The organism is Allobosea sp. GW823-FHT02B03 (assembly GCF_058797755.1).
Map to the genome: position 1 here is coordinate 106,643 of NZ_JBXAJY010000008.1, position 24,275 is coordinate 130,917.

At 66.7% G+C, this 24,275-nt stretch carries 17 protein-coding genes; 12 read left to right on the forward strand and 5 right to left on the reverse strand.

Annotation, left to right across the window (positions count from 1 at the left end):
- Positions 1 to 15 precede the first annotated feature (15 nt).
- Positions 16 to 1,614, forward strand: a complete 1,599-nt coding sequence (locus tag AC1REK_RS25275; RefSeq protein WP_492269902.1) for a ShlB/FhaC/HecB family hemolysin secretion/activation protein — start codon at positions 16 to 18, stop codon at positions 1,612 to 1,614.
- Between the two features lie 38 nt (positions 1,615 to 1,652).
- Positions 1,653 to 2,363 carry a SapC family protein gene (locus tag AC1REK_RS25280; protein ID WP_492269903.1) on the forward strand — a complete coding sequence of 237 codons (711 nt, stop codon included), beginning with the start codon at positions 1,653 to 1,655 and terminating at the stop codon, positions 2,361 to 2,363.
- Positions 2,364 to 2,428: 65 nt separating this feature from the next.
- On the opposite strand, the gene AC1REK_RS25285 is transcribed toward AC1REK_RS25280, so the two are convergent.
- Positions 2,429 to 3,301: a MurR/RpiR family transcriptional regulator gene (locus tag AC1REK_RS25285; RefSeq protein WP_316021306.1), complete on the reverse strand. Its 873-nt coding sequence runs from the start codon at positions 3,299 to 3,301 to the stop codon at positions 2,429 to 2,431.
- Positions 3,302 to 3,400: 99 nt separating this feature from the next.
- On the opposite strand from AC1REK_RS25285, the gene AC1REK_RS25290 reads away from it, so the two are divergent.
- From AC1REK_RS25290 to aspT (AC1REK_RS25335), 10 genes are all read left to right on the forward strand, one after another.
- Complete coding sequence (locus AC1REK_RS25290) at positions 3,401 to 5,011, forward strand: ABC transporter substrate-binding protein (RefSeq protein WP_492269904.1); 1,611 nt, start codon at positions 3,401 to 3,403, stop codon at positions 5,009 to 5,011.
- A 98-nt stretch (positions 5,012 to 5,109) separates the two neighbouring features.
- Positions 5,110 to 6,087 carry an ABC transporter permease gene (locus AC1REK_RS25295; protein WP_492269905.1) on the forward strand — a complete coding sequence of 326 codons (978 nt, stop codon included), beginning with the start codon at positions 5,110 to 5,112 and terminating at the stop codon, positions 6,085 to 6,087.
- A complete protein-coding gene (locus AC1REK_RS25300) occupies positions 6,084 to 6,992 on the forward strand; it encodes an ABC transporter permease (protein ID WP_492269906.1) in 909 nt (302 codons plus the stop codon). The genes AC1REK_RS25295 and AC1REK_RS25300 overlap by 4 nt, the downstream gene beginning before the upstream one ends.
- Positions 6,989 to 7,972: an ABC transporter ATP-binding protein gene (locus AC1REK_RS25305; RefSeq protein WP_492269907.1), complete on the forward strand. Its 984-nt coding sequence runs from the start codon at positions 6,989 to 6,991 to the stop codon at positions 7,970 to 7,972. Before AC1REK_RS25300 ends, AC1REK_RS25305 begins: the two co-directional genes overlap by 4 nt.
- Positions 7,969 to 8,976: an ABC transporter ATP-binding protein gene (locus tag AC1REK_RS25310; protein WP_492269908.1), complete on the forward strand. Its 1,008-nt coding sequence runs from the start codon at positions 7,969 to 7,971 to the stop codon at positions 8,974 to 8,976. Before AC1REK_RS25305 ends, AC1REK_RS25310 begins: the two co-directional genes overlap by 4 nt.
- Positions 8,973 to 9,845 (forward strand): alpha/beta hydrolase family protein, encoded by an 873-nt coding sequence (locus AC1REK_RS25315; protein WP_492269909.1) that lies wholly within the window; start codon positions 8,973 to 8,975, stop codon positions 9,843 to 9,845. The genes AC1REK_RS25310 and AC1REK_RS25315 overlap by 4 nt, the downstream gene beginning before the upstream one ends.
- A 435-nt stretch (positions 9,846 to 10,280) precedes the next feature.
- Complete coding sequence (locus tag AC1REK_RS25320; RefSeq protein ID WP_492269910.1) at positions 10,281 to 13,040, forward strand: decarboxylase; 2,760 nt, start codon at positions 10,281 to 10,283, stop codon at positions 13,038 to 13,040.
- A gap of 54 nt (positions 13,041 to 13,094) precedes the next feature.
- A complete protein-coding gene (gene aspT / locus AC1REK_RS25325) occupies positions 13,095 to 14,786 on the forward strand; it encodes an aspartate-alanine antiporter (RefSeq protein ID WP_492269911.1) in 1,692 nt (563 codons plus the stop codon).
- A 49-nt stretch (positions 14,787 to 14,835) separates the two neighbouring features.
- Positions 14,836 to 16,455 carry a bifunctional aspartate transaminase/aspartate 4-decarboxylase gene (locus AC1REK_RS25330; protein WP_492269912.1) on the forward strand — a complete coding sequence of 540 codons (1,620 nt, stop codon included), beginning with the start codon at positions 14,836 to 14,838 and terminating at the stop codon, positions 16,453 to 16,455.
- Between the two features lie 110 nt (positions 16,456 to 16,565).
- Entirely contained in the window at positions 16,566 to 18,251 is a 1,686-nt protein-coding gene (aspT, locus tag AC1REK_RS25335) for an aspartate-alanine antiporter (protein WP_492269913.1), read from the forward strand.
- Between the two features lie 72 nt (positions 18,252 to 18,323).
- Here the strand turns inward: aspT (AC1REK_RS25335) and AC1REK_RS25340 are convergent, their stop codons facing one another.
- The 4 genes from AC1REK_RS25340 to AC1REK_RS25355 are packed head-to-tail and all read right to left on the reverse strand — an operon-like array spanning position 18,324 to position 23,710.
- Entirely contained in the window at positions 18,324 to 19,322 is a 999-nt protein-coding gene (locus tag AC1REK_RS25340; protein WP_492269914.1) for a M23 family metallopeptidase, read from the reverse strand.
- 4 nt (positions 19,323 to 19,326) lie between these two features.
- Entirely contained in the window at positions 19,327 to 20,460 is a 1,134-nt protein-coding gene (locus AC1REK_RS25345; RefSeq protein WP_492269915.1) for a helix-turn-helix transcriptional regulator, read from the reverse strand.
- A gap of 38 nt (positions 20,461 to 20,498) precedes the next feature.
- Entirely contained in the window at positions 20,499 to 21,905 is a 1,407-nt protein-coding gene (locus AC1REK_RS25350; protein WP_492269916.1) for an HlyD family type I secretion periplasmic adaptor subunit, read from the reverse strand.
- Entirely contained in the window at positions 21,905 to 23,710 is a 1,806-nt protein-coding gene (locus AC1REK_RS25355; RefSeq protein ID WP_492269917.1) for a type I secretion system permease/ATPase, read from the reverse strand. Before AC1REK_RS25355 ends, AC1REK_RS25350 begins: the two co-directional genes overlap by 1 nt.
- Positions 23,711 to 24,275 lie beyond the last annotated feature (565 nt).

A 24,275-nucleotide genomic window follows, 5' to 3' on the forward strand; every position in this document is an offset into this window, starting at 1 on the left:
ACCTGGCGTCTCGCATTGGCACTTCTCACCGGTTGCACCGCCGGGTCGGCTTCCGCCCAGATCGTCTCGCGCACGATCGAGAGCGAGGCTGATCGCCAGCGCCTGGAGATCGAGCGCCAGACCGCGCCGCAGCGCCAGAGCGGCCCTGCGGTGGTCGCTCCGCCCGTGGGGCCGCGGCTGGAATTTCCGGCGGGCGGCGCGAGCGTCGTGCTGACCCGCATCGACTTCGACGCCTCGCGCTTCCTCACCCCGGCCGAGCTTGACGCGATCCGCGCGCGCTATGTCGGCCGGCGCGTTGATCTCGCCGAGATCGGCAAGATCCTGCAGGCGGTCAACGATCTCTACGCGGAGAAGGGACAGGTCACGGCGAGCGCCGTGCTGCCGCCGCAGAAGCTCACCGGCGGCGTTCTCAGGATCGGCCTCGTCGAGGGAAAGATCGGCAAGGTCTCGGTCTCCGGCGCCGTCCAGACCTGGCCCTGGTATGTGCGTTCGCAGGTCCCCGTCGTCGAGGGAGAGATCGTCGACACGCCGGATCTCAACCGCACCGTCTCGATCTTCAACCGCCTCAACGAGGCCCAGATCCGGGCCCAGCTCAACGCCGGCGCCAGCTTCGGGCTCACCGATCTCGACCTCATCCTCACCGAGGCGCCGCGAAACCTCGCCCAGATCTCGTTCGACAATCAGGGCGTGCAGTCGACCGGGCGCTATCAGGGCACGCTGTTCCTGCGCCATAGCAACCTGCTCGGGATCGACGATCGGCTCATCTTCTACGGCTCGCGGGCACGCGGCAGCATCGTCGGCACCGGCAGCTACACACTGCCGGTCTCGCCCTGGGGCACGCGGCTCGGCGTCAGCTTCACCCGCTCGGCCTATCACATCGTCAATGGCGCGATCCGCGAGCTGCGGCCGGAAGGCGTTTCGGAGAACGGGGCGCTCACCCTGTCCCAGCCGCTGTTCGCGACGGACGTCATCCTCCTGCAGGCCACCGGCGCAGCCGGCTTCGGCTCCGGTCGCAGCAAGCAGCTCGACATCGCGACGGTCGACACCAGCTACACCCGCGCGAGCGCCGGAGCGGCGCTGAGCCTCAATCTCGCCGGCCTCAACCATTCCTCGACTGTGAACTGGTCCCAGGTCGCCCATCGCGACAAGCTCGCCGATGTCAGGCGAAACTACACGATCTGGACCGGCAACACCGCCTCGATCTGGCGCATCACGGACGATGTCTACGCTTCGCTGGTCGGCGCCTGGCAGTACACCAACGAGAGCCAGCTTCCGGGCGACCAGATCTTCCAGATCGGCGGGCCGACGACGGTTCGCGGCTACCCGGTCGGCGCGGCCTTCGGCAATTCCGGCTTCTACGGCCAGGCCGAGCTCCACTATGTCCTGCCCGACGCGCTGAAGCAGCTCGAGGCCTTCGTGTTCCTCGATCATGGCAGGACCTATGCCAATCCCACCTTCAGCAGCCGGGCGACCTCGATCGGCGCCGGCCTGATCTGGCGGCCGCTCGACTGGGCGACGCTCGAAGGCGGCGTAGGTCGGCCGCTGGAGCGCGTCTCGGCCACGCAGCGTGACGCGGAGCTCTATTTCCGCCTAACTCTGCGCAAGACCATCTGAACCTTTCGACATCGCCATCCCGCCTTCAGGACAAGACCATGGCCCCTCTGCCCCTATTCTATTCGAGCATCGCCGTCCTCGACCGCACGACGCATCGTGGAGCCCGGCTTGCCCCGACCGAAAAGCCCTATGCCTTTGCGGCCCAGGCGCATGTTTTGCCGGCACTGATGGCCGAGTTCGTGCCCGGCTGCCGCGACATGCCGATCCTCTTCCTGGAGGAAGCCGGCACCGTCTCACCGCTCTTCATGGTCGGCATGCGTCCCGGAGAAAGCCGCTTCGTCGACAGCGAAGGGCGCTGGCGCGGCAATCACGCCCCGGCCTATCTGCGGCGCTATCCCTTCATCGGCGGCGATGTCTCCAGCGACCAGCAGGTCGTCTGCATCGACGGCGGCTTTGCCGGGCTGCAGAACGAAACCGGCGAGCCCTTGTTTGGCGAGGACGGCGAGCCGGCCGAGGCGCTGCGGCGGATCATCGGCTTCGTGGCGGAGTATTCCGACGCGGCCAAGGCGACCGCCGCGTTCACTGCCGCATTGAAGGCGCTCGACCTGTTCCACACGATCAACGTCGAGATCCGCGCTGCCGACGGCACGACGTCCAGCTACACCGGCTTTGCGGCGGTCAGCGAAGAGCGCCTCAACGCGCTTCCGGATGAGGCGTGGCTCGACCTGCGGCGCAAGGGCTATCTCGTGCCGATCCATGCCCATTTGATCAGCCTGGCAAATTTCGCCCTGCTCGGCGACCGCCTCTGACAGGCATCTCGTCGAAACAAGGTGCGCCAACGCCGACTACGATCGCCCGCCTGCCGGCCGGATGGCTAGTAATGGAACGTCCAGAGGAGGCTTTCGCTCAAGCCCTTCAGCGCCTCGACCGCATCCGGCCGCTCGCGCGCTAGCGTCGTGATCAGCGCGTCGGCCACGGCGAAGGCCGCGGTCGGCGAGTTCGGCAGGAAGCTGTTGCGGGCGGGCGCGAACAGCGTCATGTCCGCCAGCGGAACCAGCGGCGATGACGGCCCGTCGGTCAGCGCGATGAGCACGGCGTCGCGCTTCTTGGCGAATCTCGCGAGCTCCAGCGTCGCGCGCGAATAGCGCGGCAGCGAGATCGCGATGACGACATCCTCCGGCCCGGCCGAGAGCATGTGGCGCACGGCGCGCTCCGGCCCGCCGCGCGAGGAGGCGAAGACCACGTCGGCATCGAGATAGAGCGCCAGCCCATCCTCCAGGAAGGCGCCGACATGGTGGCTCGCGCCGGAGCCGACGATGAAGATGCGGCGCGCCTTGAGCAGCAGGCCGATGGCGCGGTTGACCGTCTCCTCTTCCAGTGTCGCAATCGCCTCGTCGAGGTTGGCGGCCTCGCCCTTCAGCGTCGTCGCCATGGTGGCGAAAACCGAGCCTGCCGCCGCACGCGCGTCGGCGAGGCCCTCGACCGGTGCGAGCGCGACCTTGAGCGCCGTCGACAACGCGGCGCGGAAATCCCCATAATTGCGATAGCCGAGAGCCCGGACGAAACGAGTGACTGTCGCGGTCGAGGTGCCGCTCTTCTCGGCCAGTCCCTCGATCGTCACCGTCGCGGAATCGAGCGGGCTCTGCAGCACGAAATCCGCAGCCTTGCGGTGGCCTTCGCTGAGCGAGGGGTAGATCCGGGCGATGCGGTTGGCGAGGTCCGTCGTCGGCTTCAGGGCGCGTGACATGGCTTTTCCGCTGATTGACGTCGGATCATTTTCATGTTTGCTACCGCGTGAAAATAAAACTGTCAAAAAACGATCACCTACGGGAATGGAGAAGGACCGATGCGGCAGCGCGCACTGATGACCATCCTGCTCGGCGCAAGCATGCTGAGCGCGCCCGCCATGGCGCAGACCCTGCGCGTCGCGCTGGCTTCCGAGCCGACCGCAGTCGACCCGCATTATCACGACCTGACCCCCAACAATGCGCTGGCTTTGCACATCTTCGACCATCTCGTCCGCCAGGACGAGAAGCAGGCCCTGCAGCCCGGCCTCGCCACTTCCTGGGAGAATGACGGCAAGAACCGCTGGACCTTCAAGCTGCGCCAGGGCGTCAAGTTCTCGAACGGCCAGCCCTTCGGCGCGCAGGACGTCGTTTTCACCTTCTGCCGCACCCTGAAGAACGAGACCAAGGTCTCCGGCTCCTTCGCCGACATCACCGGCAATTTCGCCAAGGTCGAGACCCCCGACGCCAACACGCTGGTGATCGAGACCAAGACGCCGGAGCCGCTGCTGCCGACCCTGCTCTCGGGCCTGCCGATCCTCTCCGCCTCGATCGCCCAGCACGGCGACATCACCTACGACGTCGAGAAGAACTGCGGCGTCACCGGCCCCTGGCCGACCGTCAACAACTTCAACGACGGCTCGATGGCGATCGGCACCGGCCCGTACAAGCTGAAGTCCTATGTCCGCGGCTCGGCGATCGAGCTCGAGCGCAACCCCAACTACTGGGGCGAGGCCGAGCCCTGGGCGAGCGTGCGCTTCCTGCCTGTGACTAATGCCGGCCCGCGCCTCGCCGGCCTGCTCGCCGGCGACTATGACGTGATCGAGAGCCCGGCCGCGCGCGACCTCAACCGGATCAAGGGCGACAAGCGCTTCGCCCATGTCATCACCCCCTCGACCCGCATCATCTACTTCCAGCTCGACGTCGACCGCGACGACAGCCCCTTCGTCAAGGCGCCCGACGGCAAGAACCCGCTGAAGGATGCCCGCGTGCGCAAGGCGATGTCGCTCGCCATCGACCGCGACGCCATCGCCAAGCGCATCATGGACGGCGCCGCCGAGCCGGCCTACCAGTTCCTGCCGACCGGCATGTTCGGCACGCTGGCGAACCCGGCGAAGATTCCTTACGACCCGACCGCGGCCAAGAAGCTGCTCGCCGAAGCCGGCTACCCCAACGGTTTCCAGCTGACGCTCTCGGCGACCAATGACCGCTACATCAACGACAGCCAGATCACCCAGGCCGTCGCCCAGTACCTGACCCAGATCGGCATCAAGGCCGAGGTCGACGCGATGACCCGCGCGATCTACTTCCCGCGCCGCGCCAAGAAGGAATTCAGCGTCGCGCTCGGCGGCTGGGGCTCGAACACCGGCGAGGCCTCGTCCTTCCTCCGCCAGTGGCCACCGACCCCGAACGAGGACAAGACGATCGGCGGCTCGAACTATGGCGGCTACAAGAACGACGAATACGACAAGGTGATCCGCGCCGCGATCTCGACGCTCGACGACAAGAAGCGCGAGGAGCTGCTGCAGCAGGCGATGACCATCGTCCTCGCCGACGGCGCCTTCATCCCGCTGCACTTCGAAAGCGGCATCTGGGCCGGCAAGGCCGACCTCAAGATCACCGGCCGCGCCGACCAGTTCACCCTAGCGATGTCGGTGAAGCCGGCGAAGTAAGCCGGCGACGCCCCTCGCGACAGCAAGCAACATCGTCGTTCCGGGCCGGCGCCCAGCGCTGAGCCCGGAATGACCATTCAACCGGTCGAGCGTCACCGATGACCGCCTATGTCCTGCAACGGCTGATCCAGAGCGTGCTCGTGCTGCTCGCGGTCTCGGTCGTGGTCTTCTTCGCCGTCTACGGCATCGGCGATCCGATCGAGCTCCTGGTCTCGCCGCAGGCCAGCGCGGCGGACCGGCAAGCGCTGATCCAGCGGCTCGGCCTCGACCTGCCGGTCTGGCAGCAATACCTGACCTTCATGGGCAATGCGCTGAAGGGCGATCTCGGCCGCTCCTTCGTGCATGGCGTGCCGGCGGTGCAGCTCATCCTGGCGCGGCTGCCGGCGACCTTCGAGCTCGTGCTGCTGGCGATGACGCTGGCGCTCGCCGCCGGCATCCCGCTCGGGCTGATGGCGGGGCTCAACCCGGACAGCCGCCGCGCCCGCATCGTCATGGCCGGCACCGTGCTCGGCTTCTCGCTGCCGAGCTTCTGGAAGGGCATGATGCTGATCCTGCTCTTCGCCGTGCTGCTCGGCTGGCTGCCGACGGCCGGCCGCGGCGAGACCGTCTCGGTCCTCGGCGTCCAGACCAGCCTTCTGACGCTCGACGGGCTGCAGCACATCGCCCTGCCGGCGCTCAACCTCGCCATTCCCAATCTCGCGCTGATCATCCGACTCGTCGCCGCCGGCACCACTGAGACGATGACCCAGGACTATGTGAAATACGCCCGCGCCAAGGGCGTGCGGCCGCGGCGCATCGTCAACCGCCATGTGCTGCGCAACATCCTGATCCCGGTCGTCACCGTGGTCGGCGTCGAGTTCGGCAGCCTCGTCGCCTTCTCGACCATCACCGAGACGGTCTTCGCCTGGCCCGGCATGGGCAAGCTCCTGATCGACTCGGTCTACCAGCTCGATCGCCCGGTGGTCGTCGCCTACGTCCTGCTCGCGACGCTGCTCTTCGTCACCGTCAATTTCCTCGTCGACGTGCTCTATGCCGCGCTCGACCCGCGGGTGAAGCTCGCCGGAGAACAGGCATGAGCATGGACGCTTCCCGCCTCGCCGGGCCCGCCAAGGCCGATACGCCCCTGCGCGAAAAGGTGCTGCGCCGGCTGCGCAACCGCCCGACCACGCGCGGTGCCGCGATCCTGCTCGGCATCATGGTCGTGCTCGCACTGCTCGCGCCGGTGATCGCGCCGCAGAATCCGCACGATCTCGGCTCGCTCAGCGTGATGGACAACCGCCTCGCGCCCGGCGAGCAGGGCATGAGCGGCTTCACCTTCTGGCTCGGCAGCGACGCGCAGGGCCGCGACATGCTGAGCGCCATCCTCTACGGCCTGCGCACCAGCCTGCTCGTCGGCCTCGCCTCGACCGCCGGCGCGCTCGCCATCGGCATCATGGCAGGGCTCGCAGCGGCGCAGTTCGGCGGCACGATCGACGCCCTCATCATGCGCATCGTCGACTTCATGCTCGGCTTCCCCTCGATCCTGGTCGCGCTCGTGCTGCTGGCCTCGATCGGCCGTGGCGTCGACAAGGTCATCCTCGCCATCGTCTTGGTGCAATGGGCGCAGTACGCGCGATTGATGCGGGCCGCGGCCATGGTCGAGCGGCGCAAGGAGTATATCGAGGCAGCTGTGAATTTCGGCCTGCCGACCCGTCACATCATGCTCGCCCATCTCCTGCCGAACTCGGTCGGCTCGGTGCTCGTCGTCGCCTCGATCAGCATCGCCTCGGCGATCACGCTGGAGGCGACACTCTCCTTCCTCGGCGTCGGCGTGCCGGTGACGCAGCCCTCGCTCGGCCTGCTCATCGCCAACGGCTTCGAGTTCCTGCTCTCCGGCGAATACTGGATCGCCGTCTTCCCCGGCATCGCGCTGGTTCTTTTGATCATGTCACTCAATCTCGTCGGCGATCGCCTGCGCCGCAGCTTCAACGTGCGCGCATGACCGACGCTCCCCTCCTTTCCGTGCGCGGTCTCAAGACCGTGTTCCATGCGCAGGACGGCGCCTGGCCGGCGGTCGACGGCGTCGATTTCAGCGTCGCCAAGGGCGAGGTGCTCGGCCTCGTCGGCGAATCTGGCTCGGGGAAGTCGGTGACCGGCTTCTCGCTGGTGCAGCTGATCGACCCGCCGGGCGAGGTCGTCGCCGGCGAGGTGCTGTTCGAGGGCACCGATCTGCGCGCCGCCTCGCAGGAACGCCTGCGCCAGCTCCGCGGCGACCGGATCGCGATGATCTTCCAGGACCCGCTGATGACCCTGAACCCGGTGCTCAGCATCGGCGAGCAGATGAGCGAAGCCATCCTCGAACACCGCGCCTGCAGCCGCGAGGAGGCGCTCGCCAAGGCGGCCAAGGCATTGGCGCGGGTCGGCATCTCCTCGCCCGAGGCCCGCCTCAAGCAGTATCCGCACGAATTCTCCGGCGGCATGCGCCAGCGCGTCGCGATCGCGACCGCGCTCCTGAACGACCCCGACCTGATCATCGCCGACGAGCCGACCACCGCGCTCGACGTCACCATCCAGGCGCAGATCCTCTATGAGGTGCAGAAGCTCTCGCGCGAGAGCGGCGCCGCCGTGATCTGGATCACCCACGATCTCGCCGTGGTCGCCGAGCTCGCCGACCGCGTGGCAGTGATGTATGCCGGGCGCATCGTCGAGATCGGCGATGTCGAGACCGTGCTCGACCGGCCGCGCCACCCCTACACGCTCGGCCTGCTCAACTCCTCGGCCGCGATGGTCGAGCCCGGCGAGCGTCTGCACCAGATCGACGGCATGGCGCCGCGCATCGACTCGCGCCCCTCCGGCTGTCCGTTCCGGCCGCGCTGCGAGCGGGCCCTGCCCGTCTGCGCCGAAAGCGATCCGCAGCCACAGGCCCATGACGGCCGCACGCTGCGCTGCCACAACCCAGTTCCTGATCGGGTAGCGGCATGAGCGAGACCCTGTTCGAGCTGCGCGGCGTCCGCAAGTATTTCCGCGGCAAGGCCAACATCGCCGAGCGCATCCTGACCGCGATCGGCCGGCATGCGCCGCCCTCAACCCTGAAGGCGGTCGACGGTGTCGACCTCAGCGTCAGGAAGGGCGAGGTGCTCGGCCTCGTCGGCGAATCCGGCTGCGGAAAGTCGACGCTGGCGCGCATCGCCACCGGCATCCTGCCCCCGACCGAAGGCGAGGTCTTCTACAAGGGCCGCTCGGCCGCGGCGTTGAAGGGCAAGGACCGGCTCGATTATCTGCTCAAGGTCCAGATGATCTTCCAGGACCCCTACGCCTCTCTCGACCCGCGCATGCGGGTGAACCGCATCGTCGGCGAGGCGCTGTCGGTCCACAAGCTCGTGCCGAAGGCGGAGCTCGACGGCGCGGTCGACCGGGCGCTCAGCGAGGTCGGGCTCGATCTCGCCTATCGCGAGCGCTATCCGCACCAGTTCTCCGGCGGCCAGCGCCAGCGCATCGGCATCGCCCGGGCGCTCGCGGTGAAGCCCGAATTCCTGGTCTGCGATGAGCCGGTCTCGGCCCTCGACGTCTCGATCCAGGCGCAGGTGATCAACCTGTTCATGGATGTGCGCGAGCGGCACGGCCTGACCTATCTCTTCGTCAGCCACGATCTCGGCCTCGTCCGCCATATCAGCGACCGCGTCGCGATCATGTATCTCGGCCGCATCGTCGAGATCGGCAGCGCCAGCGCGATCTTCGCCGAGCCGGCGCACCCCTACAGCGCGGCCCTGATCAAGGCGATTCCCTCCGCAGAGCGGCGCAAGAGCAGCTTCCAGCCGCTCAAGGGCGAACTGCCCTCGCCGCTTTCGCCGCCCTCCGGCTGCCCGTTCCACCCGCGCTGCGAGCACGCCATGGCGGTCTGCCGTGAGGTCCGCCCGGACCTCACCGAGATCGCCCCCGGCCGCAGCGCCGCCTGCCACCTGCACACAACACCGAAGGCCGCATGACCACGCTCACGCTCGATCCGCCGCAGGGCCGCAGCTCCCTGCCCTTCGTCGACGCCCGCCATCCGCAGCGCCCGCTGGAGGTCAACTTCTATCGCCCGGCAAGGCACCGGGCCGACGACGAGGTCGTCTTCGTCCAGCACGGCATGCTGCGCAATGGCGACGACTACCGCGATTTCTGGATCGACGCCGCCGAGAAGCACAACCTGCTGATCGTCGCCCCGACCTTCGGCAACGCGCATTTCCCGCAGGCCGAGGGCTACAACAATGGCCTCGTCGTCGGCGAGGACGGCGCGATCGCCGCTGAAGCCGATTGGCTCTATGCCGTGCCCGCCCGTGTGTTGACCGCCTTGCGCAAGGCCGGCGTCACCACCCGCGACAAGGTCCGGCTGTTCGGCCACTCCGCCGGCGGCCAGTTCGTCCACCGCCTGCTGGCGACGCAGAGCGAAACGCCCTTCTCGGTCGCCTTCGCCGCCAATTCCGGCTGGTACACCCTGCCGACGCTGGAGCGGCGCTTCCCGGAAGGGCTCGCTGGGCTCGGTCTCGGTGAGGCGGAGCTGGCACGCTGGCTCGCCTGGCCGATGGTGATCTTCGCCGGCGACCAGGACATCGTCACCAGCGATCCCAACCTGCCGGCCCAGACCGAGGCGCTGGCCCAGGGGCCGATGCGCTATGCCCGCGCCCATTTCATGCTCGACTTCGCCAGGGCGGAGGCGGCCAGGCTCGGCCTGCCCTGCAACTGGTCGCTGATCACCGTGCCGGGCATCGGCCATGACGGCGCGGCGATGTCGCGTGCCGCCGCCGCCTACTGGTTCGAAGGCCGGATCCCCTCCGTCGAGGAACTGCAGCCGCAGGCCGAGGCCGTGGCCTGAAGCTTCAAGCGCTTCACCGATAAGCCCTCGGCCTTTGCGATCTGCAGGCCGAGGGCACGACAGGCCGCGCCGTGCGAGCGAAACCTCGCCACATGCCCGGACCGTGCTCGCGGCGCAGGGAAGCACGACGGCCGCCGCGCTCCCGCCAATCACCGCCGGAATTCCGAGGTGCCTGCCAAAGATCGTCCCGCGCGCCTGCGACGTGGCAGAGCCCGTCGCGCCACCGCGGTTTAGGTCGCCGCGGGTCGACGTTGTCGCGTCGCTACTGGCGAATTGGCTGCGGCAAGAACCGGAACCTGTCCCTAAGGACAATACGCCGGAGACCCCGGTTGTGATGATCTGACCTGCACGAGAGCTCTCGTGACGCGGCGGCAACTCCGCATGCAGCGCTGGCGCGCATGACCGGTCGAGCCTCGCGACAGGGAAGGATCCGATATGGCTCCCACCGTTCAGGAATCGCTCTCTATCGATCATTTCTTCTCGGCGCCTTCCGGCCGAACCGACCGTTGGCGGGACCTTCATGCCGCGGCGCGGTCCTGGTCGTCCGGGACGAAGAACAGGCGCGCCGTCGAAGCAGCGCTCAACGAGCTCGGCGTCTCCGAGGAGTTCCACGCCTTCCCCGGCGCGGACCTTCTCGCCGCCTTGCGCGGCCTCCTGCAGAACGACGATGCGAACGGCTTCCTCTCGCTCGCCAAACGCATCTCGATCGCCATCATAACCGGCAACTACAAGCACGATGCCAAGGAGTGGCAGGCGGCCGATCTGTCGCTGGCTGAGCCGGTCGATATCGTTCCCGCCTCGGCGGCGGACGGCACGAGCCGCCCCTATTTCGAGATGCTGACCGTGACGCCGGCTCCGGCCGGGCGCTGGCCCCATATCGCAGCCGAGTTCCGCCGGTTGCGCCGGCCCGAGGACGCTTTCGTCTACGAGGCGGTGTTGGTCGGCAGCCTGGAGGACGCGATCTGCGCGGCCGTGGTCAATCCCGACATCGCCGCCGTCGCCATCTATGAGGGCTTCACGCTCCGCTCCCGCCACGACGCGCCCGTGTTGCGCAGCGTGCTCGCGGCACAGCAGCCGCTCCTCGATCAGGTCGACGAGGCGGACCTCGCCCTGCGCCTCGCCGCCGGACTGAAGTCGATCCGGCCCGAGCTCGACATCTATCTGCTTTCAGACCGACGTGTCGAAAAGCTCGCCGGCGACCCGCGCGCCGCCATGATCCGCCGGGTGATGTACCAGATCGAGGAGCCGCTCGAGCTGCATCTCTCGGTGCTGGAAGGCATCAAGGCGCGCTTCGACACGCCCTTCTTCGACAATCTCAAGCTCTATGCGCAAAGGCCGATCGCCACCTTTCATGCGCTGCCGATCGCGCGCGGCAAGTCGGTGTTCCGCTCGGCCTGGATCCGCGACATGGGCCAGTTCTACGGCATCAACCTCTTCCTGGCGGAGAGCAGCGCCACGACCGGCGGGCTCGACAGCCTGCTCGAGCCGACCGGCAACATCAAGCGGGCGCAGGAGATGGCGGCGCGTGCCTTCGGCGCCGACCACGTCTTCTTCGTGACCAACGGCACCAGCACCTCGAACAAGATGGTGCTGCAGGCGCTGATCGCACCGGGCGACATCGTGATCCTCGACCGCAACTGCCACAAATCGCACCATTACGGCCTGGTGCTGAGCGGTGCGCAGCCCTTCTATGTCGAGGCCTTCCCGATGGCGGAATTCTCGATGTACGGGGCGGTGCCGCTGCGTACGATCAAGAAGGCCCTGCTCGACCTGAAGGCGGAAGGCCGGCTCGACCGGGTCAAGATGGTCGACCTGACCAACTGCACCTTCGACGGCCACATCTACAATACGCGCCGGGTGATGGAGGAATGCCTGGCGATCAAGCCGGACCTGATCTTCCTCTGGGACGAAGCCTGGTTCGGCTTCGCCCGCTGGTCGCCCTTCCTGCGGCCGCGCACCGGCATGGGGGCCGCCGCCGACATCGAGGCCTGGGCCAAGACGCCGGAGGCGCTCGCCCAGCACGAGCGCCAGGTCGCCGAACTCGGCACCGCGCCCTCGATCGGCAAGTTGCTGGATACCCGCCTCGTCCCCGACCCACGCGCGATCCGCCTGCGGGTCTACCAGACCAATTCGACCCACAAGTCGATGTCGGCGATCCGGCAGGGCTCGATGGTGCTGGTGCGCGACGTCGAGTTCCACAGGGTCGAGGCCCAGTTCCACGAGGCCGTCTTCACCCACGCCTCGACCAGCCCCAACCAGCAGTTGATCGCCAGCCTGGATGTCGCAAGGCGGCAGATGGAGCTCGAAGGCTACGGGCTGGTGATGAACGCGATCGAGGTCGCGCTCGACATTCGCCGCGAGGTCAATTCGCATCCGGTGATCGCGAAGTACTTCAGCATCGTCGGCGCCGACGGCATGGTGCCCTCCGAATACCGCCGCAGCGGCTTCGTCGACTTCCTGGCGCCGGGAACCCGCTGGGACGACCAGTTGCGCAGCATGCGCGAGGACGAGTTCTGCCTCGATCCGACCCGCATGACCCTGGTCTGCGGCACGGCCGGCTTCGACGGCACCAGCTTCAAGGGGCTGCTCGCCTCGCAATACAACATCCAGGTCAACAAGACCTCCCGCAACTCGGTTCTGCTGCAATCCAACATCAACAACACCCGCAGCGACGTCGCCCTGCTGATCAGCGTCCTCCTGAAGATCAGCGAAAGCATCGAGACGCGCCTCAAGCAGGGCGGAGAGTCGGAGCGCAAGACCTTCAACGCGAAGGTCCAGAGCCTGATGAAGGACGTGCCGGACCTGCCGAACTTCAGCCATTTCCACGAGACCTTCCGGCAGGATGCCGGCGACACCACGCCCGAGGGCGATATCCGCTCGGCCTTCTTCGCCGCCTATTCCGAAGAGCAATGCGAATACGTCCCGATCGACGGTGCCGAATGTGACCGCCGGCTGAAGGACGGGCCGGACATGGTCTCGGCCAATTTCGTGATCCCCTACCCGCCCGGCTTCCCGATCCTGGTCCCTGGCCAGGTCGTGACCCATGAGACGATCACCTTCATGCGCAAGCTCGATGTGAAGGAGATCCATGGCTACGAGAAGGCCAGAGGCCTGAAGCTGCTCAAGGTCGACCGCGTGGGGAGCAAGAAGAGCGGCGCCCAGGACACGGCCCGAAAGAAGACGCGGGCGACCTAGCGACCGCCTTTGCCTGCTTAACGCGAGGCCGCCTCGCCAGATCAGGAGAGTCTCATGTTCGACTGGTTCGCCAGTACCCTGCGAAGCTACCCTGAGATCGCACTCTTCCTGTCGCTGGCCATTGGCTACTATGTCGGCGGCTTCGCCTATAAGGGCTTCAGCCTCGGCGCGGTGACCTCCACGCTGATCGCGGCGGTCGTCATCGGCCAGCTCGGCATCACGATCTCGCCCAACGTCAAATCGACCTTCTTCCTGATGTTCCTGTTCGCGGTCGGCTACGGTGTCGGGCCGCAATTCGTACGCGGCATCGCCAAGGACGGGGCCCCGCAGGCGATCTTCGCGGTCGTCGTCACCGTGTTCTGCCTCGCCATCCCCGTGATCATCGCGAAGGTCGCCGGATACCATCCGGGCTACGCCGCAGGCCTCTATGCGGGTTCGCAGACCATCTCGGCCTCGATGGGCTTGGCGACCGACGCGATCAACCGTCTCGGCCTCTCACCTGAGCAGACCAAGGAGTATCTCGACGCGATGCCGGTCGCCTATGCGGTGACCTACATCTTCGGCACCGTCGGCTCGGCGGTCGTTCTGGCCCTGCTCGGCCCGAAGCTGCTCAACATCGATCTCGTCAAGGCCTGCAAGGACTATGAGGACCGGCTCGGCGGCGACAAGGAGATCGGCGGGCCGGGCTCGGTCTGGCGCCGCTTCGAACTGCGCGCCTTCCGGGTCAAGGCCGGCGCCAGGGTCGCCGGCATGCGCGCGGCCGAGGCCGAGGCGCTGGTTCCGGATGCGCGCGTCTTCGTCGAGCGCATCCGTCGCGACGGCGTGATCTCGGACGCGACCGCCGACACCGTCCTGAAAGAGGGTGACATCCTGGCGATCGCCGGGCCGCGCGAAGTGCTCGTCAACCTGATCGGCCACAATGCCGACGAGGTCGAGGATCCCGAGCTGCTCGACGTCAAGGCGGAAGGCGTCGACGTCTACGTCACCAGCAAGGAAGCCAACGGCAAGACGCTGGCCGAGCTCTCGCAGCTGCCTTCGGCCCGCGGCGTCTTCCTGCGCAAGATCGTGCGCGGGGCCACGGCGGTAAGCATCCCGATCCACGCCAACACCGTGATCCATCGCGGCGACATCCTGACCATTGTCGGTCGCACCCAGGACATCGCCGCCGTCGCCAAGGTCATCGGCCATCCCGACCGGCCGAGCGATGTCGCCGACGTCGCCTTCATCTGCGGCGCCATCGTGCTCGGCGCGCTGATCGGCGCGCTCGTCTTCAAGGTCGGCGGCGTGCCGCTGACCTTGTCGACGGCCGGCGGCGCATTGATCTCCGGCCTGGTCTTCGGCTGGCTGCGCTCGGTTCATCCGACCTTCGGCCGCATCCCAAGCTCGACCGTCTGGTTCATGAATTCGGTCGGCCTGAACATGTTCATCGCGGTCGTCGGCATCTCGGCCGGTCCCGGCTTCGTCAAGGGCCTGCAGACGCAAGGCGTCGGCCTCTTCCTCTGGGGCGCGCTCGCGACGACGATCCCGCTGATCCTCGCCATGTTCGCCGGCAAATTCATCTTCCGCTTCGACCCCGCGATCCTGCTCGGCGCCTGCGCGGGGGCCCGCACCACGACCGCTGCGCTCGGCATGATCTGCGAGACCGCCAAAAGCCAGGTTCCCGCCCTCGGCTACACCGTCACCTACGCGGTCGGGAACACGCTCCTCACCATCTGGGGCATGGTGATCATCATGCTTCTGACCTAGCGCGGGCAAGGAAAGACCTTCGATCTCAGCCTCTTACCGGGAGCATGCCATGGATCCTGTCACGCTGCGGACCTTCGAGAAGCTCAGCCCGTTCGAGATCAAGGACGAGCTGATCCGTCTCGCCAAGCTGACCGCGCAGAACTCCTCGATCGCCATGCTCAATGCCGGGCGCGGCAATCCGAACTGGGTCGCGATGACGCCTCGGGAAGGCTTCTTTCTCCTCGGCCAGTTCGCGATCACCGAAAGCCGGCGCGTGATGAACAAGCCGGCGGGGATCGGCGGGATGCCCAAGGCCGACGGCATCGCCGCGCGGCTCGACGATTGGCTGGCGACGCACAAGGATTCGCCAGGCGCCGGCTTTCTCAGGGATATGGTCGCCTTCGCCGTGAAGAAGTTCGACTTCAAGCCCGATGCCTTCGTGCACGAGCTCGTCGACTCGATCATCGGCGACAACTACCCGGTTCCGGACCGCATGCTCGTCCACAACGAGCGCATCGTGCACGAATACCTGATGTGGGCGATGTGCGGCGAGCCGCGTCCCAGCGGCCAGTTCGACCTCTATGCCGTCGAGGGCGGCACGGCGGCGATGTGCTACATCTTCAAGTCGCTGAAGGCCAACCGGTTGCTGAACCCCGGCGACACCATCGCGCTCGCGACGCCGATCTTCACGCCCTATCTCGAAATGCCGCATCTCGAAGACTACGGGCTCAACGTCGTCTCGGTCGCGGCGCCGCAGGAGAACCGCTTCCAGTTTACCGACGAGGAGCTGAAGAAGCTCGAGGACCCGAAGGTCAAGGCCTTCTTCGTGGTCAACCCCGGCAACCCCTACGCGGTCGCGCTCAGCGAGGAGACCATCGCCAAGATCGTCAAGCTGGTCCAGACCAAGCGTCCCGACCTGATGCTGCTGACCGACGATGTCTACGGCACCTTCGTCAAGGGCTTCCGCGGCCTGCTCGGCGCCCTGCCGCACAACACGATCGGCGTCTATTCTTACTCGAAATATTTCGGCTGCACCGGCTGGCGGCTCGGCGTGATCGCGATCCATCGCGACAACATCTTCGACAAGGCGATCGCGAAGCACCCCGCGAATACCTTGGCGGCGCTCGACAAGCGCTATGGCCCGCTGACCCTGAAGCCGCGCGAGATGAGGCTGATCGACCGCATCGTCGCCGACAGCCGCGACATCGCGCTCAATCACACCGCCGGCCTGTCGCTTCCGCAGCAGGTGATGATGTCGCTGTTCTCGCTGTCGGAGATGATGGACGAGGCCAAGCTCTACCAGAAGACCTGCATGGAGATCGTCCACTCGCGCGCCCAGCGCATGGTCGAGGGGTTGGGCATCGAAGTGCCCGACAACCCGCTCCATGACCGCTATTACGGCCTGGTCGATTTCGAGTTCTGGGCCAACAAATATGTCGGGCCGGAGGTGGTGGCCTATATGAAGAAGAACATCCACCCGCTCGACATCGTCTTCCGGCTGGCCGAGGATCACGGCATCGTGCTGCTCAATGGCGGCGGCTTCCATGCGCCGGACTGGTCGGTCCGCGTCTCCTTCGCCAATCTCGACGACGAGGTCTACGGGCAGATCGGCAGGGCGACACGCGCCGTCGCCCGCGGCTATCGGCAGGCTTTCGACGCCTACAACCTCGCGCTCAAGCAGAAGACCTGAAGGCACCAGCGGCGCCGCTGCAAAGGCGCGACGACGATCAACCCCTCCCGCGCGCCTTTCGGCGAGCGGGAGACCCGAGTGGATTTGGCTGATCAACAGCGAGTTCGGCCATGGACTTCGTCGTCGCGGCACTACGCAACAATCCCGAGCTTGCCGTCTTCCTAACGATCGCGCTCGGCTTCCTGATCGGTCGGCTGAAGTTCGGCAGCTTCAGCCTCGGCGTCGTCGTCGGCTGCCTCCTGGCCGGCGTCCTGGTCGGCCAGCTCGACATCAAGGTGCCGGCCGTCGTCAAGGCGGTCTTCTTCGACCTCTTCCTGTTCACCACCGGCTACAAGGTCGGGCCGCAATTCTTCCGAGCCCTGAAGAAGGATGCCTTGCCGCAGGTGGCGTTGACCGTGGTCCTGTGCGTGACCTGCCTGCTCACGGCGCTGACCTTCGCGAAGCTGTTGAATTACGACATCGGCACCGCCGCGGGACTGCTGGCCGGGGCCTTCTCGGAATCGACGGTGATCGGCACGGCCGGCGAGGCGATCCAGCGGCTCGATCTGCCGCAGGCGGAGCGCACGGCGCTCGTCAACAACATCCCCGTCGCCTATGCCGTCACCTATCTGATCGGCACCGCAGCCCTCGTCTGGTTCCTGCCGAAGGTCGGCCCCAGGCTGATGGGTATCGACCTGCGCGAAGCAGCTGCAGCGACGCGCTCCGAGAAGGCCACGACGGGAGCTGAAACCGAGGGCATCACCTCCGCCGCCCGCCTGTTCGATGTCCGGGCCTATCGCGTCGAGAATCCGGCGCTCCTGGACAAGACCATCGCCGAGCTGGAGGCGATGCCGAAGCAATCCCGCGTCTTCGTCTTGCGGGGCCGCAGCGGCGACACGCTGTTCGACCTGGCCTCGCCGCACCGGATCCGGGCCGGCGACATCATTGCCGTGATGGCGCGCTTCGAAGTGCACGCCGCCCGCGGCGATGTCATCGGCCCCGAAGTCTCCGACCCGGAGCTGCTGGACATTCCCCTGGAAGCACTCGACGTGATCGTGACGAGCCGTCAGCTCGACGGCAGGTCGCTGGCGGATTTGGCGGAGGACCAGCTCGCACGCGGCGTCTTCCTCGCCAAGCTGACGCGCTCGGGCATCGCCATGCCGGTGATCCCGACGACCCGTCTCAACCGCGGCGACGTCCTGTCCCTGATGGGGCCGATGGCAGAGGTCGAACGCGCCGCCGCTGTGATCGGCTATCCCGACAGAAGGACGGCGGCGACCGACATGGTCTTCGTTGGACTGGGCATTTTTCTCGGCGGCCTCTTCGGCCTGCTCTCGGTCGTCGTCCTCGGCATCCCGCTGACGCTGACCGCCAGCGGCGGCGCGCTGTTCATGGGGCTCGTCTTCGGCTGGCTGCGCTCGGCCTACCCCTTCTTCGGCCGCATTCCCGAGGCCGCGATCTGGATCTTCGACACGGTCGGGCTCTGCGTGTTCATCGGCATTGTCGGCCTCGGTGCAGGCCCGAGCTTCGTCGCCGGGCTGAAAGCGACAGGGATCAGCCTCGCTGCCGTCGGCCTGGTCTCGGCCCTCTTGCCGCACACGGTCGGCATCCTGTTCGGACGCTATGTCCTGAGGATGGACCCGTTGATCGTGCTCGGAGCCTGCGCAGGCGCCGGCACCATCACCGCGGCCTTGCGCGCGGTCCAGGACGAGGCTCAAAGCAGCATCCCGGCACTCGGCTACACCGTGCCCTACGCGATCGGGAACATCCTGCTGACCGCCTGGGGCCCGGTCCTGGTCGCCCTGATGTCACTGTGATTGCGACGGCCTCGTCGATAGAACAAGCCAAGGTCCATCACAGGTCGCACCGGCCATGGCCCAGGGACCGCCCTATTGGAGCTGGATATCGAAATCCTGCTTCAGGACCACCTTCCCCTCGTGCAGCACCGTATAACTGGCGCGATAAGGACCTCGTTCCCAGCCGGCCTCCGGCTTCTTCAGGCCTGAGAAGATCAGGGTCTGCGCCTGGTTTCGCTCAAGCGGCCGGGCATCGTTCCGAGCGACACGCCCGGCCGCGGGGCCCTGCAGGACCAGCGATTGCACGTCGCCCTTCTTGAGTCCGATCCCGCGGACATAGGCGACGAGCGCGGGCGCATCGGCATCCGGCTGCTTTCCCCGGCCATCCGCGGCCTCCACCGCCGTCATCGTCAGGGGAGCGGTCGCAAAGCCGGCGTTCAGGACCCGTCGCGGCTCGTAGGCGAGCGAAGATCGCAGAGCGGGCTGCCAGAGCATCCGCCCCGCCCCGCACGAGTCCGTGGACGCCCCATAAGCGAAGGGATCGACGATCTCGCCGCGGTGGCGGACGATGAAATGCAGATGCGGATACTCGGTCAGGCCCGACAGCCCGATCCGCCCGATCGGCTGGCCTGCCTTGACCTGGTCTCCGACGGCGACGCGCAGGCTGCCGCGGGCCATGTGGCAGTATTGCGTTTCCCAGCCATCGGCATGCCCGATCACCAGGGCATTGCCGCATTCCGACCCCTTGACCGCATCCCGACCGGCCTCGCGGACGGATACATCGGCCACGCCGTCCCGCCGCCGCAGAACCCGGCCGGGAGCCGCCGCCAGCACATCGACGCCGGCCTGCTGCGCCGCCATCGTCGGCAAGCGGATATCCGTCCCGTTATGGCCGTCATAGGAGAGCGTGCCGCAGGTGTAGTCCCTGGCCGAACCGGACGGGTCGGCATCGACATAGTTCTGGATGAAGCAATTGCGCCCGAGCTCGCATGCGACCGGCATGCCGAAGAGCGGAGGCTCTTCGGCGCCAGCTCCTGCCGTGCAGACGAAAAGGACGAGCCCGGCGGCAGGAAGGCGGCGCGTCCAGACCATGCTTTCAGGCTCCTTCGTGCCGGAAGCGATCCAGCTTTGCCGGTAATCGACCGGCGCCGATTTCGCCCGGGACGATCTGGTCGCGATAGCCATCGACGAAAGGCGACGATGTCAGAATATAGAGCAGAAAGAACTCGATCTGGCGATTGATGCCGAGCTTCAGCATGATCCGCTTGATATAGGTCCTGACCGTCGCTTCCGTCAGTTCCAGGGCCTGGCCGATTCTCCATGGCGGCTCCGCCCGCAGGATCCGCTGGACGATCCTTTCTTCGGCCCAGGGCAGGCCGAAGGCGGTTGCGATCCGCTTGGCTCCCGCAGCCGGGTCGATCTGGGGAATGATGACGAGCAAGCGATCCAGATGCTGCCTGGTCGGCGCAGCGCCGATCCAGGCGAACGCGAAGGCGCGATGGTCCGTGGACAGGGGAATGATCGTGTTCGTCCAGACGCGCCCGCAGCGAAGGGGAGCCGCATCGCGCGGAGCCTGGTGCAGCAGCGTATTGACGAGCGCGTTCGGGCCGACGAGGGCCCCATGATCGAGGCGAACCGGAGCCTGCGCCAGAAGCAGTTGCCGGCCCGCATCGTTCGTTTCCAGAACCCTCAATCGGTGGTCGACCGTAAAGGCTGGAAAGGCCAGTTCCTCGAGCAGTGCATCGAGGCTCAGATCGTCTGGGCGGTGCAGCGTGAAGCCGAGCGTCGTCGCCCATATGACGCTGGCAGCCCGCGAAACGCAGACGATCTCGTCGGCCGACAGGGGACGCGATCGCCAGCCTGCCAGGAAGATCAGATCGCTGCCATCGCCGCCCGGCAGGCGACCCGCCAGGGCATGCACAGGCTCTTCCTGCTCCCGGCCGAGCAGTTCCCTGACGAGCCTGTCGGCGGGATCGACCGCGAACAGACTCTGGCCATGCCAATCCGGCCGCTGCGTCAGGCGCGTGATGACGTCTGCAGATGGTTGAACCTTGCTGTCGAACCCGACACGGACGGCCTGTCCGGCGAATCCGCTCGATCGGGCGAGCGACAGCGCGAAACATCGCTTGCATTCGAGCAGACCGAGCATGGCTCGCCCGAAGGCATCGAGAGCCAGAAGCATCGCAGTTCTGCCTGGTCGTGCCGGCGTGCTGGAATCGTCCCGCAGCATCGGGCCCTCCCTCGCTCGTTTACCCCCGGCCGTGACGTTCAGTTCTCCTTGAATGCGCGCCGGACACGGAGCATCAACGGCTGCAGCAGATAGTCCGCGAAAGTTCGCTGACCGGTCTGGATGAAGATCTCGACCGGCATTCCCGGTTGAAGAGCAGAGACATAGGCGGAGAGTTCCGGCGTTTGCTGAAGATCGACCTCGGCCTTGTACAGCGCCTTTCCTGACCTCGGTTCGATGAGCGCATCGGCTGTGACCATGGTGACGGCACCGCTGAACATCGGAGAGCGCCTGGTGCTGAAGGCAAGAATCTGCACGCGAGCCGGCTGCCCGACGCGCACCTCGTTGCGGTCGGTGGGCTTGACCTCACCCTCTACGATCAGGCGATCTTGCGTCGGAACGATGTCGAGCAGCGTTTCGCGCGGCGGGAGTATAGCGTTCAAGCTCCGCATGTTGAGGCCGACCACAATACCTCTTTCGGGGGCCCGGACCTCACTCCGATGGAGTATGTCGCGAGCCGCCGTGATGCGATGCCTCGTGTCGGCGATCCGCTCGCGCGCGGCGTGACGCTGCTTGGCGATGTCTTCGAGCCAGGTCAGGACGAGTTGCCGGCGCTTGTTCTCCAGTTCGGCGATCTTGCCCCGAGACTGGGCCACCGACGAAGCATTCGTCGTGATCTGGGCTTCAGCGTCGGCCTCGGCTCGCTTGAGCGCCAGGACCTTGGGTTTTCGGGCCAGCCCCCTGGCGAGGAGGAAGTCCGAATCCTTGATCTCCTCGCGGAGGAAGGCGAGCTGGCGTTCAAGCCCGCTGGAGCTGCTCTGGAGTCCGCGGATACCATCCTCCAGCTGCAGGATCTGCTGGTCGATGAGGTGACGCTCGCCTTGCAGCGAGTCCCGCCTTGCCGCGAACTCTGCCAGTTGGGTTGCCACCGAGACCTGCGCATCGGGGGGGATCGGGTCCGCTTTCAGCTCCTGGGGAAACGAAACCGCTGCAGCTCCGGCCTGCTCCGCTTCCAGCCGGGCCTCCATGGCGAGATCGGCAAAGAGCTTGGTTTCGAGCACGCCGAGATTGGCTTCGATCTGGGTCGTGTCCAGCCGGGCAAGGAGCTGGTCGCGCTCGACCTGCTCGCCTTCCCGAACGAAGAGTGCTTTGACGATTCCGCCCTCGAGATGCTGCACGGAGCGCCGCTGGGACAGCACCTTCACCACGCCGGGCGCGATCACCGCGCTGGCGAGCGGCACCGTGCCGGCCCAGATGCCGAAGATGCCGAAGAGCAGGACAATCAGCGCGGCGCCCCACAGGACGAGTGGCCCGGTCTCGGTCCGAGGACGCTCCGGCACTGCCTCCACCTGCCCATTCACGGTTCGCGGCACCATGACGGGTAGGTCGTCCTGCACGACGCTCGGCAGCCATCGCGCCCTAGGCCCGAGATCGACGCCGGACGCCATCAGCCCCTCCCCTCGATGATGTCGGGCCTGGCTTTCTCCATGGCGACAGGACGTGAAGGCCGCATTGGCGTGGCCCCGGCCATCGCCTGCGGGAGGACTTCGTCGGGCGGGCCGAAGGCCACCTGGACGCCGTCGCGCAGGAACAGGATCTGGTCGGCAACCGTGAACAGCCTCGGGCGATGCGTGACGATGACAAGGGTCATGCCGCGCGCCTTCGCCTCCCTGATCGCCCGGCACAGCGCCTCCTCGCCATCCGGGTCGAGATTGGAGTTGGGCTCGTCGAGCAGGATCAGCTTGCGCCTGCCGAACAAGGAGCGAGCCAATCCGATGCGCTGGCGCTGCCCGCCCGAGAGCTTGTTGCCGTCACGGCCGATCTCGGTCTCATAGCCGTTCGGCAGCGCCAGGATCATCTGGTGAGCGTTCGCCTGCCTGGCGGCAGCGACGACATCCTCGTCCGTCGCGGTTTCATCGAAGCCGGCGATCGCTTCGGCGACGGTGCCGCCGATCAGCTCGACGTCCTGTGGCAGGTAGCCGACATAGCGGCCGAGCTGATCGGCATCCCAATGGTCGAGCGAGGCTCCGTCCAGCCGGATCGTGCCCGAGGTCGGCTTTTCGAGAGCTGCGATCATGCGCAGGAGCGTCGACTTGCCGGCACCCGTCGGGCCGATGACGACCACGACGCTCGCGGGAACGCAGCGGAAGCTGATGCCTGCGAGGGCCGCACGTCGCGCATTCGGGATGCGAAAGGTGACGGCGCTGACATCGAGCGCGCCTTGCGGTGGGGGCAGGAGCGTTCGTCGCTGGCTCATCAAGGCCGCCGCGGCGGCGGCGCGGATGTGACCCCAGGAATCGCGCGCCGAGGTCAGCGTGCGCAGGCCGGCGACGAGATGTTCCATCGGCGCCAGCGTGCGGGCGGTGAGGATGGAGCTGGCCATCAGGCTGCCGCTCAAAACCTCGTTCTGCAGTACGAGCCAGGCTCCGGCCCCGATCGCCGCGACCTGGAGAACGATCCTGACCGTGCGCGCGACCGCCGCTATCAGAGCGACCCGCTCGTTCGCCTTGACCACCGGCACCAGCGCCTCGTCGTTGAGCCGGAAGAACTCTCGGATCGCGCCTTGCGTCCAGCCCATTGCGCGCACGAGATTGGCATGTCGAACGATGCCGTCGAGGGTGCGCTGGGTGCGCTGAGCAGTCCCGGACGCCTGCGCCAGCTCGGCGCGTGCAACGTGGCCGCTCGCCAGCGCCAGCAGCAGCAGCAGCAGGGCGCCGACCAGCGCAATCGTCCCATACCAGGGATGAATGAGGTAGAGCACGACGACGAAGGCCGGCAGGAAAGGCGCGTCGATCAAGGTGGTGGCGGTGCCGCTCGACAGCATGTTCCTGAGCTCGCGTACCCGGACCATGTCATGGCTTCCCGCCTCGCTCCGCCTCGCCGGATCGATGATCGAGGCCTTGAGCACGAGGGGAGCGAGCAATTGCTCGAAGCGCACGGCGAAGCGGCCGAGCAGGCGGCTTCGCAGAACGTCGAAGCAGGCGCTGAAGCCGAGAGTCACGACGGCGAGGACCGTCAGTCCGATGAGAGTCTCCACGCTGCCGCTCGTGATCACCCGGTCAAAGACCTGGATCGAATAGAACGGCAGGATGAGCAGGAGCACATTGATCGCGATGCTGAAGACGACAACCCATAGCAGGGCCTGCCGTCCCGGTATCGCCAGGATCAGAGCGCGACCTCTCAATACGGCGGTCTCGGCGGTGCTTCTGGCGCGAAACGCGGAAGCGGTGCGGCTCGCAGACACGTCGGACATGTGTCCTCGGATGGGAAGAAGCGTTGATGGAGCAGTACCGGAGCTTGATGCCGCCAGGGAGCGGCCGACATTCGGCCTGGATCTCGCTCCGGTGGCAGAGAGCAAGGCGCCATTTGGCCTTCAGGAGATCCCGCATCGCGATTTCGACCAGAGCCATCCGCCTCGGAGGCCGGGCGACGAGCCCTGGCTTTGCAAGAAGGCCGATCCCGGCGACCGTATCGCCGTCAGCAACGCCATCGCCATGACTTCGCCTCCCCAGATTTCCAGCCCACGCCACTGTGGATTGCCGCGAACATCGAGCGTGCCGATTGGCCCGCTTCGCTGCCGGCCGGAGACGGCCTTGACGCCGTCAGGCGAGGCTAGGGAAGGCCGTCCGCGAGCATAATCCCCATTTGGTGACAGAAATGGCCTCTGGATGGGACGCGGCCAGGGGTTCGCTATTCCGGCTGCTCCCGGCTGGGCAGCTTGGCGAGGCCGGTCGCGTCCGGCGCGATGAACCATGCGCATGGCTGCCGCAGGCGGCGCGCGTGTAATGCTTGCGGGTTCGAAGTTGAAACCAAAGACT